Genomic DNA, 16,030 nt, shown 5'->3' with positions numbered 1-16,030 from the left:
GATTCAGCACTGCTCAGGCCGCCTTCAGTTCCAGTTGCCCGTGCGTCTCGGCGCCCGAACGCTTGAGCATCGCGGCGGGTATCGCCAGGATCAGCAGGCCGCTGACGAAAAGGCACACGCCCAATACGTAGGTACCGTCGTTGATGTCACCGGTCAGGCTCTCTGCGGTGGCCGTGATCATCGAGCCGGTGAAGCCCGACAGGTTGCCGATGGCGTTGATCATGCCGATGCCCGCCGCCGCCGCGACACCGGACAACACCGTACCTGGCAGAGTCCAGAAAATCGGCATCAGGCTCAGCACACCCGAGGCTGCCACCGTCAGGAACAGGATCGACAGCACGACGTCATGGGCGAACACGGCGCTGAGGATGAGGCCGCAGCCACCGATGAATGCAGGAATTGCAGCATGCCAGCGGCGCTCGCCGGTGCGGTTGGAGTGGCGCGCATTCAGGAACATGGCAACCACGGCCACACTGTAAGGAATGGCGGTCAGCAAGCCGATCTCCAGGGTGCTGGTCACGCCCGCGCTCTTGATGATCGATGGCATCCAGAAGGCCAGGCCATAGAAGCCAGTGTTGAAGGTCAGCAGGATCAGCACCAGCAGCCACACCCGCGGGTTGAAGAACACATCGCCCAGGCGCGAGACCTTGCCGTGCGCCTCCTGTTGCAGGTTGGCCTTGAGCAGTTGCTTCTGCGCCTCCGACAGCCAGCCAGCCTTGTCGATGTTGTCGCACAGGCAGGTGAATACCACCACCGCCATGATCACCGAAGGCACGCCTTCGATCAGCAGCATCCACTGCCAGCCTGCCAATTCATGCCAGCCATCCAGGCGGGTCATCAGCCAGCCCGACAGCACGCCGCCCAAGGTGAGGCTGACCGGCATCGCCATCAGAAAACCCGACATCACCCGGCTCTGTCGATGGGTCGGGAACCAGTAGTTGAGGTAGAGGATCACGCCGGGGAAGAACCCGGCCTCGCAGATGCCCAGCAAGAAGCGCAGCACGTAGAACATGGTGCTGGACTCGATGTGGAAGAACCCGGCCAACGGCTGGGTGAACGCCACCGCCATCGAGATGATCGCCCAGCTCAGCATGATCCGTGCGATCCAGAAGCGTGCGCCATAGCGATGCAGCAGCAGGTTGCTGGGCACCTCGAACAGGAAGTAGCCCCAGAAGAACACGCTGGCGCCGAGGGCATAGACGGTGTTACTGAACTGCAGGTCGTCGAGCATGCTCAGCTTGGCAAAGCCGATATTGACCCGGTCAAGGTAGGCGGCGATGTAGCACAGCAGCAGGATCGGCAGGATACGCAGGATGACCTTGCGGTAGGTGCGGTCTTCGAACGCCTGATCGTGGGTGGGGGCGACAGTTTGATGAGCCATGGCCAAGCCTCTTGGCATGTCGTGCATGCCTGATTGTTGTTATTGGAAGCCCACCGGGTGCATGCGCAGCCGGCGGGTGACTATCAGCAGCGGTAATCAGCGAATCGGGTCACGGCTGTACTGGCCATCGATCAGGCGCAGCAGCCCCAGCGGGTTGGCATCGCGCAGCGCCTCGGGCAGCAACGCATCAGGGAAATTCTGGTAGCACACCGGGCGCAGGAAACGGTCGATCGCCAAGGTGCCGACCGAGGTGCCACGGCTGTCGGAGGTGGCCGGGAACGGGCCGCCATGGACCATGGCGTCGCACACTTCGACACCGGTCGGGTAGCCGTTGACCAGCACGCGGCCGGCCTTCTGTTCCAGCAACGCCACCAGTGGCGCAGCGTGCGCAAAGTCGCCTGGCTCGCCGATCAGCGTGGCGGTCAGCTGCCCGCCCAGCGCCTGCAGCGCAGCCAGCAACTGGGCCTGGTCGGCAAGCTCGACCACCACGCTGGCCGGGCCGAAGATTTCCTCCTGCAGCAGCGCTTCGCCAGCCAGCAACAACTGCGCATCAGCCTGGAACAGCTGCGGCCAGGCCTGGTTGCCCTGTTGCTCGGCACCGGCCAGCAGTCGCACGCCGGCATGCGCCTTGAGCGTGGCCACGCCGTGTGCATAGCTTGCCAGGGTGCCGGCATTGAGCATGGTCTGGGGCGGCTGCTCTGCCATCTGCGCAGCCAACTGCTCGACAAAGGCGCTGAACGCGGGTGAACGTACCCCCAGCACCAGGCCAGGGTTGGTGCAAAACTGCCCACAGCCCAGCACCACCGATGCCGCCAGTTCGCGGGCCACGGCCTCACCGCGCGCGGCCAGCGCCCCGGGTAGCACCAGCACCGGGTTGATGCTGCTCATTTCGGCGAACACCGGAATCGGCTGCGGCCGCGCCGCCGCCATGTCGCACAGGGCACGGCCGCCCTTGAGCGAGCCGGTGAAGCCCACGGCCTGGATGGCCGGGTGCTTGACCAGCGCCTCGCCGACCCGGCCACCGTAGATCATGTTGAAGACCCCCGCCGGCATCGCACAACGCTCGGCGGCGGCGACGATAGCCTCGGCCACCCACTGCGCCGTGGCCATGTGGCCGCTGTGGGCCTTGAACACCACCGGGCAGCCGGCGGCCAGCGCCGCGGCGGTGTCGCCACCGGCCGTGGAAAACGCCAAGGGGAAGTTGCTGGCACCGAACACCGCGACCGGCCCCAGCCCCATGCGGCACTGGCGGATGTCCAGGCGCGGCAGCGGGGTGCGCTGAGGCTGCGCACGGTCGATGCGCGCGCCGGCAAAATCACCGCGGCGCAACACCGTGGCGAACAGCCTCAACTGGCCGCTGGTACGCGCCCGTTCGCCGTGGATACGGGCTGGCGGCAAGGCTGTTTCGCGGCATACGGTATCAATGAAGTCTTCACCCAAGGCATCGAGTGCCTCGGCGATTGCGTCGAGAAACTCGGCACGGCGAGCGGAGGGCAAGGCCCGGTACACGGGATAGGCCGCAGCAGCGGCCTGGGCGGCGGCATCGACCTCCTCGTCGCTGGCTTGGTGGAACGCGCCTGGCAGTGGCTGCCCGCTGTGCGCATCGACACTGTACAAGGCCGCCTGACCGGTGGCGCGGCGAACCCCGCCGATGAATTGCTGGCCTGCGTGGGACGTCATGGATGATTCCTCGGCATTGCGAAAGACATGGGGGGCTAATCTAGGCGGCCCTGCGATGCTTTCCCAATGGCATTTATCGATCATCCGATAACGCCGCGTTATCGCTCCCCTTCCCCTCGGCCCGCATGGGCCAGGAGGATTTCAGCGAACTCCAGCGCCGCCCCGTTCAACGGCTCGCCCTTGCGGGTAAGGATGCCGTAGTCCTGGGGCGCCAGGTGCAGCGGCGTGTCGAGGTTGACCAGTACCCCGCTGGCCAGGTGCGGTTCGACCATCGCCTGGGGCAGCATGCCGATCATCGGCCCGCCCAGCAGCACCTTGAGGAAGGTCTGCATGGAAATGGTATCGATGGTATTGCGCGGCACAGCTACGCCTGCCTCGGCGAACGCGCGCTCCATGCGCCCACGGATGGGTGTGCCTTTGGGGTAGAGAATCCAAGGCCACTCCAGCAGTTGCGGCAGGGTCACCGGGCCAGCACCGCTCAACGGGTGCTGATCGTTGACCACGAAGCAGAACGGTTCCGGCGCCAGCGGCTGGAAGTCGAAGCGCTGCTGCTGGGACACGTCGGTAAAGCGCGCCACGGCCAAGTGCAAGTGTTTGTCTTCAAGCATGGCCATCAGGTGATCGCTGGTCTGCTCCACCACCTCGATCGACAGCAATGGCTTGCGCTGCTTGATCTCGACGATGGCATCCGGCAGCGCCACGGCTGTGGCGGCAAAGATGCCGCCCACCTTCAGGTGCCCGTGCCCACCCTGGCGCAAGCTGTCGATCTGGTCGACGAAATTGCGCGCATCGTTCAAGGCCACCTGGGCATAGCGCAGCACCTGCTCGCCGAGCGCGGTGGGCGGCATGCTGCGCGGCAAGCGCTCGAACAGGGCAAAACCGAGCAGGTGCTCGATTTCCTTGAGCATCTTGCTGATTGCCGGCTGGGTCAGGTTCATCTGCTGCGCCGCGACGTGCATGTTGTGCGTGCGCCCGAGGGTCTCGATCAGCAACAGATGGCGGAACTTGAGCCAGTTGCAAACGTGGGAAAAGGAAAGGTCCGACATGCAAGCCCCTGTCGCTGCGATAACCGCTTGTTATTGAATAGTGAGATTAAGCCATTGGAGTTTATCGCGCCGCTTGCCTAGCGTGCAGCTCTCACGTTCCGAGAGATTGCGATGCCATGCCGATGACCCTCACCCCCGCCAACACCCTGCCTGCGGACGGCCTGACCGGCACCCTGATCGGCCGCGCCTGGACCCCGGGCGAACCTGGCGGCCCCTCCCCGATCACCTTGCGCCCCGACGGTGTTTTCGACCTGTCCGAACGCTTCGCCACCCTCAGCCAGCTGCTGGAAAGCGAAGACCCATTGCAGGCCGTGCGCAGCACCCCGGGCCGCTTCCTGGGCAGCCTGGAAGCGTTGCTGGCCAATAGCGGCGAGGCGTTCGACGCCAACCAGCCTTACCTACTTGCACCGGTCGACCTGCAAGTGATCAAGGCGGCCGGCGTGACCTTCGCCGCCAGCATGATCGAGCGGGTGATCGAAGAGCAGGCCGCCGGTGACGCCAGCAAGGCCGAAGCAGTACGCGCCACCGTGCATTCGGTGATCGGCGACAACCTGCGCGCGGTGCGCCCTGGCTCACAACAGGCCATGGCCTTGAAGGCGCTGCTGATCGAACAAGGCATGTGGTCGCAGTACCTGGAAGTGGGCATCGGCCCGGATGCCGAAGTGTTCACCAAGGCCCCGGTGCTGGCGGCGGTTGGCAGCGGCAGCGCGATCGGCGTGCACCCCGGCTCGGCATGGAACAACCCCGAACCCGAGGTGGTGCTGGCGGTCGACAGCCGCGGGCGCATCCACGGCGCAACGCTGGGCAACGATGTCAACCTGCGTGATTTCGAAGGCCGCAGCGCGCTGTTGCTGAGCAAGGCCAAGGACAACAACGCCTCGTGCGCCGTCGGCCCGTTCATCCGCCTGTTCGACGACACCTTCGACCTGGACGCTGTGCGCCGCTGCGTGGTTGACCTGGAAGTCCAAGGTAACGACGGTTACCGCCTGGTCGGCAGCAGCTCGATGGACCAGATCAGCCGCGACCCTGAAGACCTGGTGCGCCAGACCCTCAACGCCAACCATCAATACCCCGACGGCTTCCTGCTGTTCCTTGGTACGCTGTTCGCCCCTATTGAAGATCGCGATCAGCCGGGCGCGGGGTTCACCCACAAACTGGGTGACCGGGTACGCATCGCCAGCCCCCTGCTCGGCCAGTTGCACAACCGGGTCACGACCAGCGACCAGGCAGCGCCGTGGACCTTCGGCCTTGGCGCCCTGATGCACAACCTGGCCGCACGCGGCCTGCTGCATCGCTAAAATAAAAAAGAGAGCCTGAAATGACCGATACCCCGAAACGCCCGCTGCGCAGCCAGCAATGGTTCGACGACCCGAGCCACGCCGACATGACCGCGCTGTACGTCGAGCGTTACATGAACTACGGCCTGACCCGCGACGAACTGCAGTCGGGCCGGCCGATCATCGGCATCGCCCAGACCGGCAGTGACCTTACCCCCTGCAACCGCCACCACATCGAACTGGCCCAGCGGGTCAAGGCCGGCATACGTGATGCCGGGGGCATTCCGATGGAGTTCCCGGTGCACCCGATCGCCGAGCAGAGCCGCCGGCCAACGGCGGCCCTGGACCGCAACCTGGCTTACCTGGGCCTGGTGGAAATCCTCCACGGTTACCCACTGGACGGCGTAGTGCTGACCACCGGCTGCGACAAGACCACCCCGGCCTGCCTGATGGCCGCAGCCACCACCGACCTGCCGGCCATCGTACTGTCGGGTGGGCCCATGCTCGACGGCCATCACAAAGGCCAGCTGATTGGCTCGGGCACGGTGCTGTGGCACGCCCGCAACCTGATGGCCGCGGGTGAAATCGACTACGAAGGCTTCATGGAAATGACCACCGCCGCCTCGCCGTCGGTGGGCCATTGCAACACCATGGGCACGGCACTGTCGATGAACGCCCTGGCCGAAGCCCTGGGCATGTCGCTGCCAGGCTGCGCCAGCATCCCCGCGCCCTACCGCGAACGTGGGCAGATGGCCTATGCGACCGGCAGGCGCATCTGCGAACTGGTGCTGCAGGACGTGCGCCCGTCCTCGATCATGACCCGCGAGGCCTTCGAAAACGCCATTGCCGTGGCCTCGGCACTGGGCGCCTCGAGCAACTGCCCGCCGCACCTGATCGCCATCGCCCGGCACATGGGCATCGAGCTGTCGCTGGACGACTGGCAGCGCATCGGCGAAGACATACCACTGCTGGTCAACTGCATGCCGGCAGGCAAATACCTGGGCGAAGGCTTCCACCGCGCCGGTGGCGTGCCAGCGGTGATGCACGAACTGCGCAAGGCCGGCCGCCTGCACGAGGCCTGTGCCACGGTCAGCGGCAAGACCATCGGCGAGGTGGTCAGCGATACGGTCACCAGCAACCGCGAGGTGATCCTGCCTTACGACGCACCGCTCAAGCACAGCGCAGGGTTCATCGTGCTCAGCGGCAACTTCTTCGACAGCGCGATCATGAAGATGTCGGTGGTCGGCGAGGCCTTCCGCAAGACCTACCTGGCCGAGCCCGGCAAGGAAAACAGCTTCGAGGCCAGGGCCATCGTGTTCGAAGGGCCGGAGGACTACCACGCGCGCATCGACGACCCGTCGCTGGACATCGACGAGCGTTGCATCCTGGTGATCCGCGGCGCCGGTACCGTGGGTTACCCGGGCAGTGCCGAAGTGGTCAACATGGCGCCCCCGGCCGCGCTGATCAAGCAAGGCATCGACTCGCTGCCCTGCCTGGGCGACGGTCGCCAGAGCGGCACCTCGGCCAGCCCGTCGATCCTCAACATGTCGCCGGAAGCGGCGGTCGGTGGCGGCCTGGCCTTGCTGCAGACCAACGACTGGCTGCGTGTGGACCTCAACCAGCGCCGCGTCGACCTGCTGGTGGACGATGACGAAGTGGCGCGCCGTCGCGCCGCCTGGAAGCCGAACATCCCGGCCTCGCAGACACCGTGGCAGGAGCTCTACCGCCAGCTCGTGGGGCAGTTGTCCACCGGTGGCTGCCTGGAGCCGGCGACGCTGCACATGCGCGTGATCGCCCGAGAAGGCGGGATGCCGCGGCATTCGCACTGAAAATGACGGGCGGCGCGTCAGGGTAGCTTGGCGATCACCTTGATCTCGAAGTCGAAGCCTGCCAGCCAGGTCACGCCCACCGCGGTGACCGTCGGGTAAGGGGCTTCGCCCCAGAACTCGGCGGCCACCTCCCAGATGGTCGCGAAGGTGGCGTCGGGGTCGATCATGAACAGGGTGGTATCGATCACGTCGGCGAAGCTGCTGCCCGCCTCGGCCAGGATGGCGTTGAGGTTGGCGAAGGCCAGGCGCACCTGCGCTGCCAGGTCGGGCTCGGCCGAGCCATCCTTGCGGCTGCCCACCTGGCCGGACACGAACAGAAAGCCATTGGAGCGAATCGCCGGCGAGTAACGGTGCAGGTCATACAAAGCATGACGGTCAGGGGGGAAGACGACATCGCGTTGGCGGGTCATGGCAAAGCTCCGGGCTGTTTACGGTGTAGCCACTGTAGAAAGGCCGCCCGCCCCGATAAACGGGCAATGCTGGTCATGACTGTTTGTATAATCCAAACAATCTCGAGCTGATCGAGCCTTGAAATGGACCGTATCAATGCGATGCAGGCCTTCGCCCGCGTGGTCGAAACCGGCAGCTTCACCAAAGCCGCAGACACCCTGGGCATGAGCAAAACCAGCGTGACCCAGCTGGTCCAGCAATTGGAGGCCAGGCTGCGTGTGCGCCTGCTCAACCGCACCACCCGCAAGGTCAACGTCACCGCCGACGGCGCTGCCTACTATGAACGCGTCGTCCGGCTGCTGGCGGATATCGACGATGCCGAGACCAGCCTGTCCAGCGCCTCGGCGGCCCCACGCGGGCGGCTGCGGGTCGATGTACCCAGCCCGCTGGCGCGCCTGCTGCTGATACCCGCCCTGCCCGCTTTTTATGCCCGCTACCCGGACATTCAGCTGACGTTGGGTGCGAGCGATCGCATCGTCGACATCATCGAAGAAAACGTCGACTGCGTGGTGCGCGGCGGCGAGATCACCGACCAGTCCCTGGTGGCGCGGCATGTCGCCGACCTGCAGCTGGGCGTCTACGCGACCCCGGGTTACCTGCAGGACGCTGGCAGGCCCGTGCACCCAGGGCAGCTGGAAGAGGGCCGCCACCGCACGGTCAGTTACCTCTGGTTCCGCACTGGCAAGGCGTTGCCGCTGGTGATGCAGCGCGGCGAAGAACGTGTCGAGGTGCAAGGCCGTTCGGTGCTGACGGTCGACGACGGCAACGCCTACCTCGCCGCCGGCCTCGCAGGCCTGGGCGCGCTGTGGCTACCGCATTACATGGCCAGGCCGCACCTGGCCAGCGGCGAACTGCTGCCGCTGTTCGAGGACTGGCGGATGGCGCCGATGCCGCTGTACCTGGCCTTCCCGCCCAACCGCCATGTCAGCGCCAAGCTGCGGGTGTTCATCAACTGGGTCGTGGAGCTGATGGCCGAGCACGCCGGGCCATGATCACCTGCACCATTTGTTCATCAGCGTGTGATTTCTGCCGTGCAGTCTGCGTCACAAGCGCAACCCCCTCGCTGTCGTCCGGGGACTGATAACAAGGCCTTCCATGCAAACGCTGTTGAACGAGATTCTCGACGAAGTGCGCCCCTTGATCGGCAAGGGCAAAGTGGCTGACTACATCCCTGCGCTGGCCGATGTGCCAGCCAATCAGCTGGGTATCGCCGTCTATGGCAACGACGGCAGCCACTACTGCGCAGGCGATGCCCTGGTACCCTTTTCGGTGCAGAGTATTTCCAAGGTGTTCAGCCTGGTCCAGGCGATTGGCCACTCCGGTGAAGCCATCTGGGAGCGCCTGGGCCATGAGCCCTCCGGCCAGCCGTTCAACTCGCTGGTGCAGCTGGAGTTCGAGCGTGGGCGGCCGCGCAATCCGTTCATCAACGCTGGCGCGCTGGTGATCTGCGACATCAACCAGTCGCGCTTCGCCGCGCCCACCTTGTCGATGCGCGATTTTGTCCGCAGGTTGTCGGCCAATCCCCACATTGCGATCGATGCCCGCGTCGCCGATTCGGAATACCAGTTCCGCGCGCGCAACGCCGCCATGGCTTACCTGATGCAATCGTTCGGCAACTTCCATAACGAAGTCGAGACGGTGCTGCGCAGCTACTTCAGTTATTGCGCACTGCAAATGAGCTGCCTGGACCTGGCGCGAGCCTTCTGCTTCCTGGCCAACGATGGGTTCTGCAAGCACAGCGGTGAGCAGATCCTCAGCCGGCGCCAGACCCAGCAGGTGAACTCGATCATGGCCACCAGCGGGCTGTACGACGAGGCCGGCAACTTCGCCTACCGGGTCGGGTTGCCCGGCAAGAGCGGCGTGGGTGGCGGGATCGTGGCCATCGTGCCGGGGCAATTTACCGTGTGCGTGTGGTCGCCGGAGCTGAATGCGGCGGGCAATTCCCTGGCGGGGATGGCAGCGCTGGAGCTGCTCAGTTCGCGGATCGGCTGGTCGGTGTTCTGATCAAGGCAGATGGGCCGTTAAACAGTAGACAGGATGACCTCGAATGTCGTCCCCTGCTCCGCTGTTGACGCGACCTCAAGAACACGTGAAACCCCGGCTTCATGGGCCAGGGAGACACGGATTGGAAGCCTCGAATCGCCATCAAACCAGGCTGCGCTTGATCTCGGCGATGTGCTCCGGGCCGATGCCACAGCAGCCGCCGATCAGGCTCGCCCCTCGCGCACGCCAGTCGCGGGCCCACACCAGATAACCCGGCGGGTCGAGGTCTTCACGCAGCTCATCCAGGCCATCGTTGGCAGTGGCTTCCTTGGGTTGCGGCGGGAAGGCATTGGCGTAGGCGCCGATGGCGATATCCGCCTGGCGTGCTTCGATCACCGAACGCGCCACATCCAGCGCTGCACCGATGACTTCAGGCTGGCTGCAGTTGAACAGCACCGCCGCAACACCCAGGCCTGCCACCGCCTCGATGGCATCGGCCACCGGCTCGCCGGAACGCAGGCGCGGCACGGCGTCGACGTCTTCGTCCTGCAAGGTGAACGACACCCAGAACGGCTTGCCGTCCGCTGGCAGATGGCTGTGAATGGCCTGCACCTCGGCAATCGCGCTCTGGGTCTCAGCCAGCCACAGGTCCACATGCGGTGCCAGCCCCTGCAACAGCGGCGTCAGCACCTCAGCCACCCGCTCCGGCTGGAACAGGTCTGGCCGGTAGGAACCGAACAGCGGCGGCAACGACCCCGCCACCTGCACCGGCTGCGCACTGGCATCCGCCGCCCGACGTGCCAGCTGGCCCGCCACCGTGGCCAGTTGCAGGCCCTCCTTGGCAAAGCGCTCCTCGCCGATATGGAAGGGCACCACCGCATAGCTGTTGCTGGTGATCACCTGCGCACCGGCGGCAATGAACGCCGCATGCACCCCCACCACCGCTTCGGGGGCCTCGCTCAGGGCCAGCGCAGACCACTCCGGCTGGCGGAACGGCGCACCGCTGCGCTGCAATTCCCGCCCCATGCCACCGTCCAGTACTAACATCGCTCGCTGTTTCATATAACTACTCTGAAGGTTCTTATGAATAAAATTCATTATGTAGGAATGATTTATAACTATTTAATACACTAATCCAGTTTTGGCCAACTTTTCAGGTATTTACATGCGCGTCCCTGCCCTGCTTGGCGCGAGCCTCCTGTTGCTCGCTTCCACTACTCAAGCCTTTGCCGGCACGACCCTTGAGCGTGTCGAGACGAACAAAGAACTGGTAAACGTGCTGATGGAAAGCTACCCGCCGTTCTCGTTCCTCAACGCGCAGAACCAGCTCGACGGCTTCGATGTGGACGTGGCCAAGGCAGTGGCGCAGAAGCTCGGCGTCAAGCTGCGCCTGGAAACCCCGTCGTGGGACGTGATCGCTGCTGGCCGCTGGAGCGGGCGCTATGACATCTGCATCTGCTCGATGACCCCGAGCAAGGCCCGCGCCGAAGTGTTCGCCTTCCCGGTGGAGTACTACGCCTCGCCCGCCGTCATCGTGGTCAACGCCAAGGATGAGCGCATCCACAGCGCCAAGGACCTGGACGGGCGCAAGGTCGGCCTGACCGCCGCCTCCAGCTACGAGAGCTACCTGAACAAGAACCTGGTGATAGAAGGCGCCGAAGACCGCCACATCGACTACCCGTTCGAGGCCGTGCAGATCGCCCCTTACGACACCGACAACGTCGCCTTCCAGGACCTGGGCCTGGGTGCTGGCGTGCGCCTGGACGCCATCCTCACCAACCTGGTGACCGCCAAGCCGCGCCTGGACCAGGACAACCGCTTCAAGCTGGCCGGCGCCCCGCTGTATGAAGAGCCGAATTCGGTGGCCATCGAGAAAGGCGACCCGGAGTGGGATGCCAAGGTGCGCCAGGTGTTCGCCGAGCTGAAGGCTGACGGCACGCTGGCGCAGATTTCGCAGAAATGGATCGGCGCCGACATCAGCAAATGAGCACTTTCCCCCCTGCCCCCAAACCCGCGGCCCGCGCCACGGTCGCCGGCTTGTTCGGCTTTCGTACCCGGCTGTACCTGACCTGGCTGGCGCTGTTCGCCCTGTTTGTGGCGTTTTTCCTCAGCTTTGACCTGAAGTTCGCGATCATTCTGGAGAAGTTCCCTAACCTCGCCGGCTTCAAGCTCGGGCCCAACGGCTTTTTGCAGGGCGCGGCACTGACCCTGTTCCTGTGCCTGTGCTCGATGGTGGTGTCGGTGGCGTTCGGCTTTGCCGCGGCGCTTGCGCGGCTGTCGAACAGTGCGGTGCTGGTGGGCATCGCCAGCTTCTACACCTCGTTCTTCCGCGGCACCCCGCTGCTGATCCAGATTCTGCTCATCTACCTCGGGCTACCGCAGCTAGGCCTGGTACCCGGCGCCATCAGCGCCGGCATCATCGCGTTGTCGTTGAACTACGGTGCGTACCTGAGCGAGATCTTCCGCGCCGGCATCCTCGGCGTGGCCCGCGGCCAGCGTGAAGCGGCGCTGGCGCTGGGCATGCGGCCGGTGCAGATCTTCTGCAGCATCGTGCTGCCCCAAGCGATGCGGGTGATCATTCCGCCTACGGCCAACCAGTTCATCTCGATGCTCAAGGACTCGTCGCTGATCTCGGTGATGGGGGTTTGGGAGGTGATGTTCCTGGCGCAGTCGTATGGGCGCTCAAGCTACCGGTACCTGGAAATGCTGACCACGGCGGCGGTGATCTACTGGGTGTTGTCGATCTTGCTGGAGCTGGTGCAGGCACGGCTTGAGCGGCATTTCGGCAAGGCCTACCAGCGCTGACCTACCCGCATTGCGCACTGCTGTAGGAGCGGATTTATCCGCGATGGGCCGCAAAGCGGCCCCAGCTCACCCACTGGGCTGCGTCTCTTCCTGCTTGAAAATACGGAATCCACGCGCCTGATAGTTACCCAGCGCGGCAGGATGGTCGAATGTGCAGGTATGTACCCAAACCCGCTCTGTACCGTGCCACGCCCAAGCCGACTGGATAGCGTGACTCAACAGCGCTCCACCGAAGCCACACCCCAGGAACTGAGGTGCCAGCCCGAAGTAGCGAATTTCGCTGTTACGCCCATCCGGGCGATAAAGCTCGTAATAGCCCGCTATCGCACCACGGTGATAGGCAACCCAGGTACGGTGGCAATCCTGCTCGACGAGTGCCTGCCAGTCAGACAGCGTCCAGACATCAAGATCGCCCCACTCCCAAGGCGTGCCAACCAACTGGTAGAGAAACCGATTAAGTTCCGGCTGAGGCACTTCACATTCGATGATCTGGAAGTCGTGAGGCTGGGGCTTTGCCTTCAGCTCGGATGCCGAGGTCATTTCCAGGTAATAGGTGGTGCAAGACTGTTCCATTTGACGATCCTTACTGCTTCCCGATAACCATTAACCGCTTATGAAGACGAAGCTACTTGGGCAGCTGGCCAAGTCACAGCCTGCGCTACGATCACGTCCTTTCCATTGAAGGTGAGTGCAGGCCCGCCATGGAGTTGATACCCCAGCTTCAAGGCATCACTGACCCTGTGGCAAAAGGAGGCATCGTCGGGGCCGGTCAGCACCCGGTAAATCGGTAATCCATCCGGTGGTTGAGTCACTTGTTCCGTCCTTGCAGTAGTAGGTGTGTGTTTCGAGAGTACTGTTAACTATCGGGGCATGGCTACGCGCCTGAACATTTTTGAGACAGTCTTCGATACATGCTGATACGTCTAACGGCTAGGAAAATCGGATTTAGCCCCTTTCTTGTAGGACGCCTCCCAAAGATACTGTCGAAGCCCATTTTTCGTTGCACAGGGTCAACGTGGATTCTAGTCTCGGCCGGTCGCTGCAAATTCAGCGATCGGTTTTGACAGACCGTAGACGTTGTTCTCATGTGCACATTTTTATGGTGGCTGTACGTGCGGGCACCCTCTGGTGCGCCGAGTGCCAACGTCTCGGTCTGTCAACCCGCGTACAGCTGCCACCTCATTGTTTGACAGCAAGGCTGTGGTAGCTCCACTTATCTACGTTGGAGTTCCCCCATGCTCAAGATCGTCCCCGATCCACCCCACAATCTCCATTCCCTCGAGGACACACTGATGATGGCCGCCGACTACGCACTCTGCGCGGAAGTCGTAGCCCAGCAGGCAATGCTGATGCAGCCCAAGTCTCCTGTGTCGCTGTTGATCATGACGTCAATGCACGAGCTCGAAACCCTACGCAAATTGCTCGAATCGGCGCTGGTTCAAATCCAGAAACCAGCCGATCCGCAGACGCTGCATTAATCCGCATCATGATCCTGCCTGGTCTGACGCTTTCGTCTGCGGGTCCCCAGCTTGCGAGCGATTGGGCCAGCCCACGCAGCTACAACTTCAGGGAGATCAACCAATGGCCACAGAAGAAACCAAATTCACAGTCGGCAAAACCACCTTCTACCAAGGTGAAAACCAGACCCATTCCCTCTTCCGCATCGAACCCGGCATCCCTTGCCAAAGCGCCCGCGAGCAGGCCTCTGAACTGATGGGCTACGTCCGCGACCTGACCATCGACGGCCTGATGGAAGACAAACCCCAGCTGCTCTGGGCCTCGCACTACCTCAGCGCCCTGGCCAAGGCTCTGCTCGACGATGCCGAACTGGGCATGATGAAAGATTGAAAGAGATTCACCACCGGCACCGCCGCTTTCATTTATGTGGGAGCCGCGCTTGCCGGCGATGGGCCGCAAAGCGGCCCCAACAATGCAAGCCCCTGCTCCAACCTCCAGGAGAATTAACCAATGCTCCAAATCAACACCCCGAGCAGTTCAAGCGACAATAGCTCCAGACCATCCCAGCGATTGCTAACCGCCATCCCCGGGATACCCACCACCCAAGCCAAAGAACAAACCTCGAAATTGCTGGACTGCGCCCGCTACCTCCACACCGGCGTCATGCTAGGTGACCACCGAAGTGTCGCTGCCTCCCACTACCTAAACATGATGGTTCGCGCCCTGTTTGATGAACTCGAACACAGCCGCCCCCACTCCCGAAGCCAAGCTGACCGGTAGTAACCCCAACCCAGTTCGGCCACAATCGGTCAGTCAGTTCAAGCTGGGACGCACTGGATGCTCACCACCCTCGCCATCGGCAACTACCGCTCAATCAATCACCTTGTGTTGCCACTAGGCCAACTCAATCTGGTGACGGGTGCCAATGGCAGCGGCAAATCCAATCTCTACAAGGCCCTGCGCCTGCTTGCCGAAACCGCCCAGGGCGGCGTGATCGAAGCGCTTGCGCGTGAAGGCGGATTGGATTCGACTTGGTGGGCCGGGCCTGAGATGAGTGCGCGCATGAAGCGCGGTGAAGTGCCCATCCAAGGCCAGCATCCGAGCGACGTCAAACGCCTGCGCTTGGGCTTTGCCACCGAGGATCTCGGCTTTGCCATCTCGCTCGGCCTGCCGATTCCCCTGCCCTATCCCACTGCATTCATGCTCGACCCCGAGATCAAATCTGAAGCCATTTGGGGTGCTGGAGCCTACCGCCCCTCTTCCTTGTTGGTAGAGCGCAAGAACGCCATGGTGCGCGCCCGGGAGGGCAACAGCTGGACGGTGCTCGATCAGCATGCCGATAGTTGTGAGAGCTTCTTCAACATTGTCGGACGCCCCCGCCAAGCGCCAGAGATCGGCGAGCTGCGGGCGTTCATCAACAGCTGGCGGTTCTACGACCACTTCCGCATCGACCGCGATGCGCCCTGCCGCCAGCCCCAGCTGGGCACCCGCTCACCAGTACTGCACCATGATGGCCGCAACCTCGCTTCGGCGCTGCAGACCATCATCGAGATCGGAGAGGTGGAAGACCTCGTGGCCGCGCTGGAGGATGCATTCCCCGGCAGCCGCCTGGAGATCGACGCGCCACCGGGTGGCCTGTTCAGCGTGCGGCTGTACCAGCATGGGCTGCTGCGTCCGCTAGGTGGTGCCGAGTTGTCGGATGGGACCCTGCGCTACCTGTTGCTGGTGGCCGCGCTGCTGACGCCACGGCCGCCGTCGCTGATGGTGCTGAACGAACCGGAGACCAGTTTGCATGCCGACCTGCTCCCGGCCCTGGCGCGGCTGATCATTCGTGCTTCGCGACGTAGCCAGGTGTGGGTGGTGTCGCATAGCAGGCCGCTGATCGAGGCGTTGACGGCGTGTGAGGGGTGCAATGTGCTGGAGCTGGAGAAGCACCAGGGGCAGACGCAATTGCGCGGGGTTGGGTTGCTGGATGAGCCGTTGTGGCGGTGGGCGGACTAAGGGGGACAACCCTCGGCCTATCCCGTTTCAGTTGCCGGTGCAAACGGCGTGCGGCATCCGCTCCGTCAGTTAGACGTGTGCAAATGTAAAAATTGTGATGGCACTATGCCTCGTTAACCG

The 16,030-nt window shown here is 63.5% G+C and carries 17 protein-coding genes; 10 read left to right on the top strand and 7 right to left on the bottom strand.

The window, feature by feature from the left end; genetic code table 11:
• Positions 1 to 13 precede the first annotated feature (13 nt).
• The 3 genes from BGP85_RS08945 to BGP85_RS08935 all read right to left on the bottom strand — a co-directional run bounded on the left by BGP85_RS08945 (position 14) and on the right by BGP85_RS08935 (position 4,107).
• Positions 14 to 1,399, bottom strand: a complete 1,386-nt coding sequence (locus BGP85_RS08945; RefSeq protein ID WP_103446824.1) for an MFS transporter — start codon at positions 1,397 to 1,399, stop codon at positions 14 to 16.
• Between the two features lie 78 nt (positions 1,400 to 1,477).
• The gene (locus BGP85_RS08940) at positions 1,478 to 3,061 is read right to left on the bottom strand and encodes an aldehyde dehydrogenase (NADP(+)) (RefSeq protein ID WP_103446823.1); all 1,584 of its coding nucleotides are present in this window, start codon (positions 3,059 to 3,061) and stop codon (positions 1,478 to 1,480) included.
• Positions 3,062 to 3,159: 98 nt separating this feature from the next.
• Positions 3,160 to 4,107 carry a LysR family transcriptional regulator gene (locus tag BGP85_RS08935; RefSeq protein ID WP_103446822.1) on the bottom strand — a complete coding sequence of 316 codons (948 nt, stop codon included), beginning with the start codon at positions 4,105 to 4,107 and terminating at the stop codon, positions 3,160 to 3,162.
• Positions 4,108 to 4,223: 116 nt separating this feature from the next.
• Here BGP85_RS08935 and BGP85_RS08930 point away from each other — a divergent pair, with 116 nt between their 5' ends.
• On the top strand, positions 4,224 to 5,405 hold the full coding sequence (locus BGP85_RS08930) for a fumarylacetoacetate hydrolase family protein (RefSeq protein WP_103446821.1): 1,182 nt from the start codon (positions 4,224 to 4,226) through the stop codon (positions 5,403 to 5,405).
• 20 nt (positions 5,406 to 5,425) lie between these two features.
• Entirely contained in the window at positions 5,426 to 7,213 is a 1,788-nt protein-coding gene (locus tag BGP85_RS08925; protein WP_103446820.1) for an IlvD/Edd family dehydratase, read from the top strand.
• Between the two features lie 17 nt (positions 7,214 to 7,230).
• Here the strand turns inward: BGP85_RS08925 and BGP85_RS08920 are convergent, their stop codons facing one another.
• Positions 7,231 to 7,623 carry a RidA family protein gene (locus BGP85_RS08920; RefSeq protein ID WP_103446819.1) on the bottom strand — a complete coding sequence of 131 codons (393 nt, stop codon included), beginning with the start codon at positions 7,621 to 7,623 and terminating at the stop codon, positions 7,231 to 7,233.
• A gap of 123 nt (positions 7,624 to 7,746) precedes the next feature.
• Here BGP85_RS08920 and BGP85_RS08915 point away from each other — a divergent pair, with 123 nt between their 5' ends.
• The gene (locus tag BGP85_RS08915; RefSeq protein ID WP_103446818.1) at positions 7,747 to 8,655 is read left to right on the top strand and encodes a LysR family transcriptional regulator; all 909 of its coding nucleotides are present in this window, start codon (positions 7,747 to 7,749) and stop codon (positions 8,653 to 8,655) included.
• Positions 8,656 to 8,758: 103 nt separating this feature from the next.
• A complete protein-coding gene (glsB, locus tag BGP85_RS08910) occupies positions 8,759 to 9,667 on the top strand; it encodes a glutaminase B (protein ID WP_103446817.1) in 909 nt (302 codons plus the stop codon).
• 141 nt (positions 9,668 to 9,808) lie between these two features.
• On the opposite strand, the gene BGP85_RS08905 is transcribed toward glsB, so the two are convergent.
• The gene (locus BGP85_RS08905) at positions 9,809 to 10,693 is read right to left on the bottom strand and encodes a homocysteine S-methyltransferase family protein (RefSeq protein WP_181004472.1); all 885 of its coding nucleotides are present in this window, start codon (positions 10,691 to 10,693) and stop codon (positions 9,809 to 9,811) included.
• Between the two features lie 118 nt (positions 10,694 to 10,811).
• On the opposite strand from BGP85_RS08905, the gene BGP85_RS08900 reads away from it, so the two are divergent.
• Both BGP85_RS08900 and BGP85_RS08895 read left to right on the top strand, forming a co-directional pair.
• The gene (locus tag BGP85_RS08900; RefSeq protein WP_103446815.1) at positions 10,812 to 11,633 is read left to right on the top strand and encodes an ABC transporter substrate-binding protein; all 822 of its coding nucleotides are present in this window, start codon (positions 10,812 to 10,814) and stop codon (positions 11,631 to 11,633) included.
• Positions 11,630 to 12,451, top strand: coding sequence for an amino acid ABC transporter permease (locus BGP85_RS08895; protein WP_103446814.1), 822 nt, complete (start codon positions 11,630 to 11,632; stop codon positions 12,449 to 12,451). Before BGP85_RS08900 ends, BGP85_RS08895 begins: the two co-directional genes overlap by 4 nt.
• Before the next feature lie 66 nt (positions 12,452 to 12,517).
• Here BGP85_RS08895 and BGP85_RS08890 read toward each other — a convergent pair whose 3' ends face one another.
• Positions 12,518 to 13,024: a GNAT family N-acetyltransferase gene (locus BGP85_RS08890; protein ID WP_103446813.1), complete on the bottom strand. Its 507-nt coding sequence runs from the start codon at positions 13,022 to 13,024 to the stop codon at positions 12,518 to 12,520.
• A 38-nt stretch (positions 13,025 to 13,062) separates the two neighbouring features.
• Complete coding sequence (locus tag BGP85_RS08885) at positions 13,063 to 13,263, bottom strand: DUF1737 domain-containing protein (protein ID WP_103446812.1); 201 nt, start codon at positions 13,261 to 13,263, stop codon at positions 13,063 to 13,065.
• Between the two features lie 423 nt (positions 13,264 to 13,686).
• Here BGP85_RS08885 and BGP85_RS08880 point away from each other — a divergent pair, with 423 nt between their 5' ends.
• The 4 genes from BGP85_RS08880 (at position 13,687) to BGP85_RS08865 (ending at position 15,910) form a co-directional block, all read left to right on the top strand.
• Positions 13,687 to 13,929 carry a hypothetical protein gene (locus tag BGP85_RS08880; RefSeq protein ID WP_060513428.1) on the top strand — a complete coding sequence of 81 codons (243 nt, stop codon included), beginning with the start codon at positions 13,687 to 13,689 and terminating at the stop codon, positions 13,927 to 13,929.
• A gap of 103 nt (positions 13,930 to 14,032) precedes the next feature.
• A complete protein-coding gene (locus BGP85_RS08875; protein WP_103446811.1) occupies positions 14,033 to 14,299 on the top strand; it encodes a DUF3077 domain-containing protein in 267 nt (88 codons plus the stop codon).
• A gap of 120 nt (positions 14,300 to 14,419) precedes the next feature.
• A complete protein-coding gene (locus BGP85_RS29555; RefSeq protein WP_103446810.1) occupies positions 14,420 to 14,689 on the top strand; it encodes a DUF3077 domain-containing protein in 270 nt (89 codons plus the stop codon).
• A 57-nt stretch (positions 14,690 to 14,746) separates the two neighbouring features.
• On the top strand, positions 14,747 to 15,910 hold the full coding sequence (locus BGP85_RS08865) for an AAA family ATPase (protein WP_103446809.1): 1,164 nt from the start codon (positions 14,747 to 14,749) through the stop codon (positions 15,908 to 15,910).
• The last annotated feature ends 120 nt before the right edge of the window (positions 15,911 to 16,030 follow it).

The sequence above is a fragment of the Pseudomonas putida genome, from assembly GCF_002906855.1.
Lineage (GTDB): Bacteria > Pseudomonadota > Gammaproteobacteria > Pseudomonadales > Pseudomonadaceae > Aquipseudomonas > Aquipseudomonas putida_N.
This window is presented reverse-complemented; position numbering and strand designations above follow the sequence as displayed.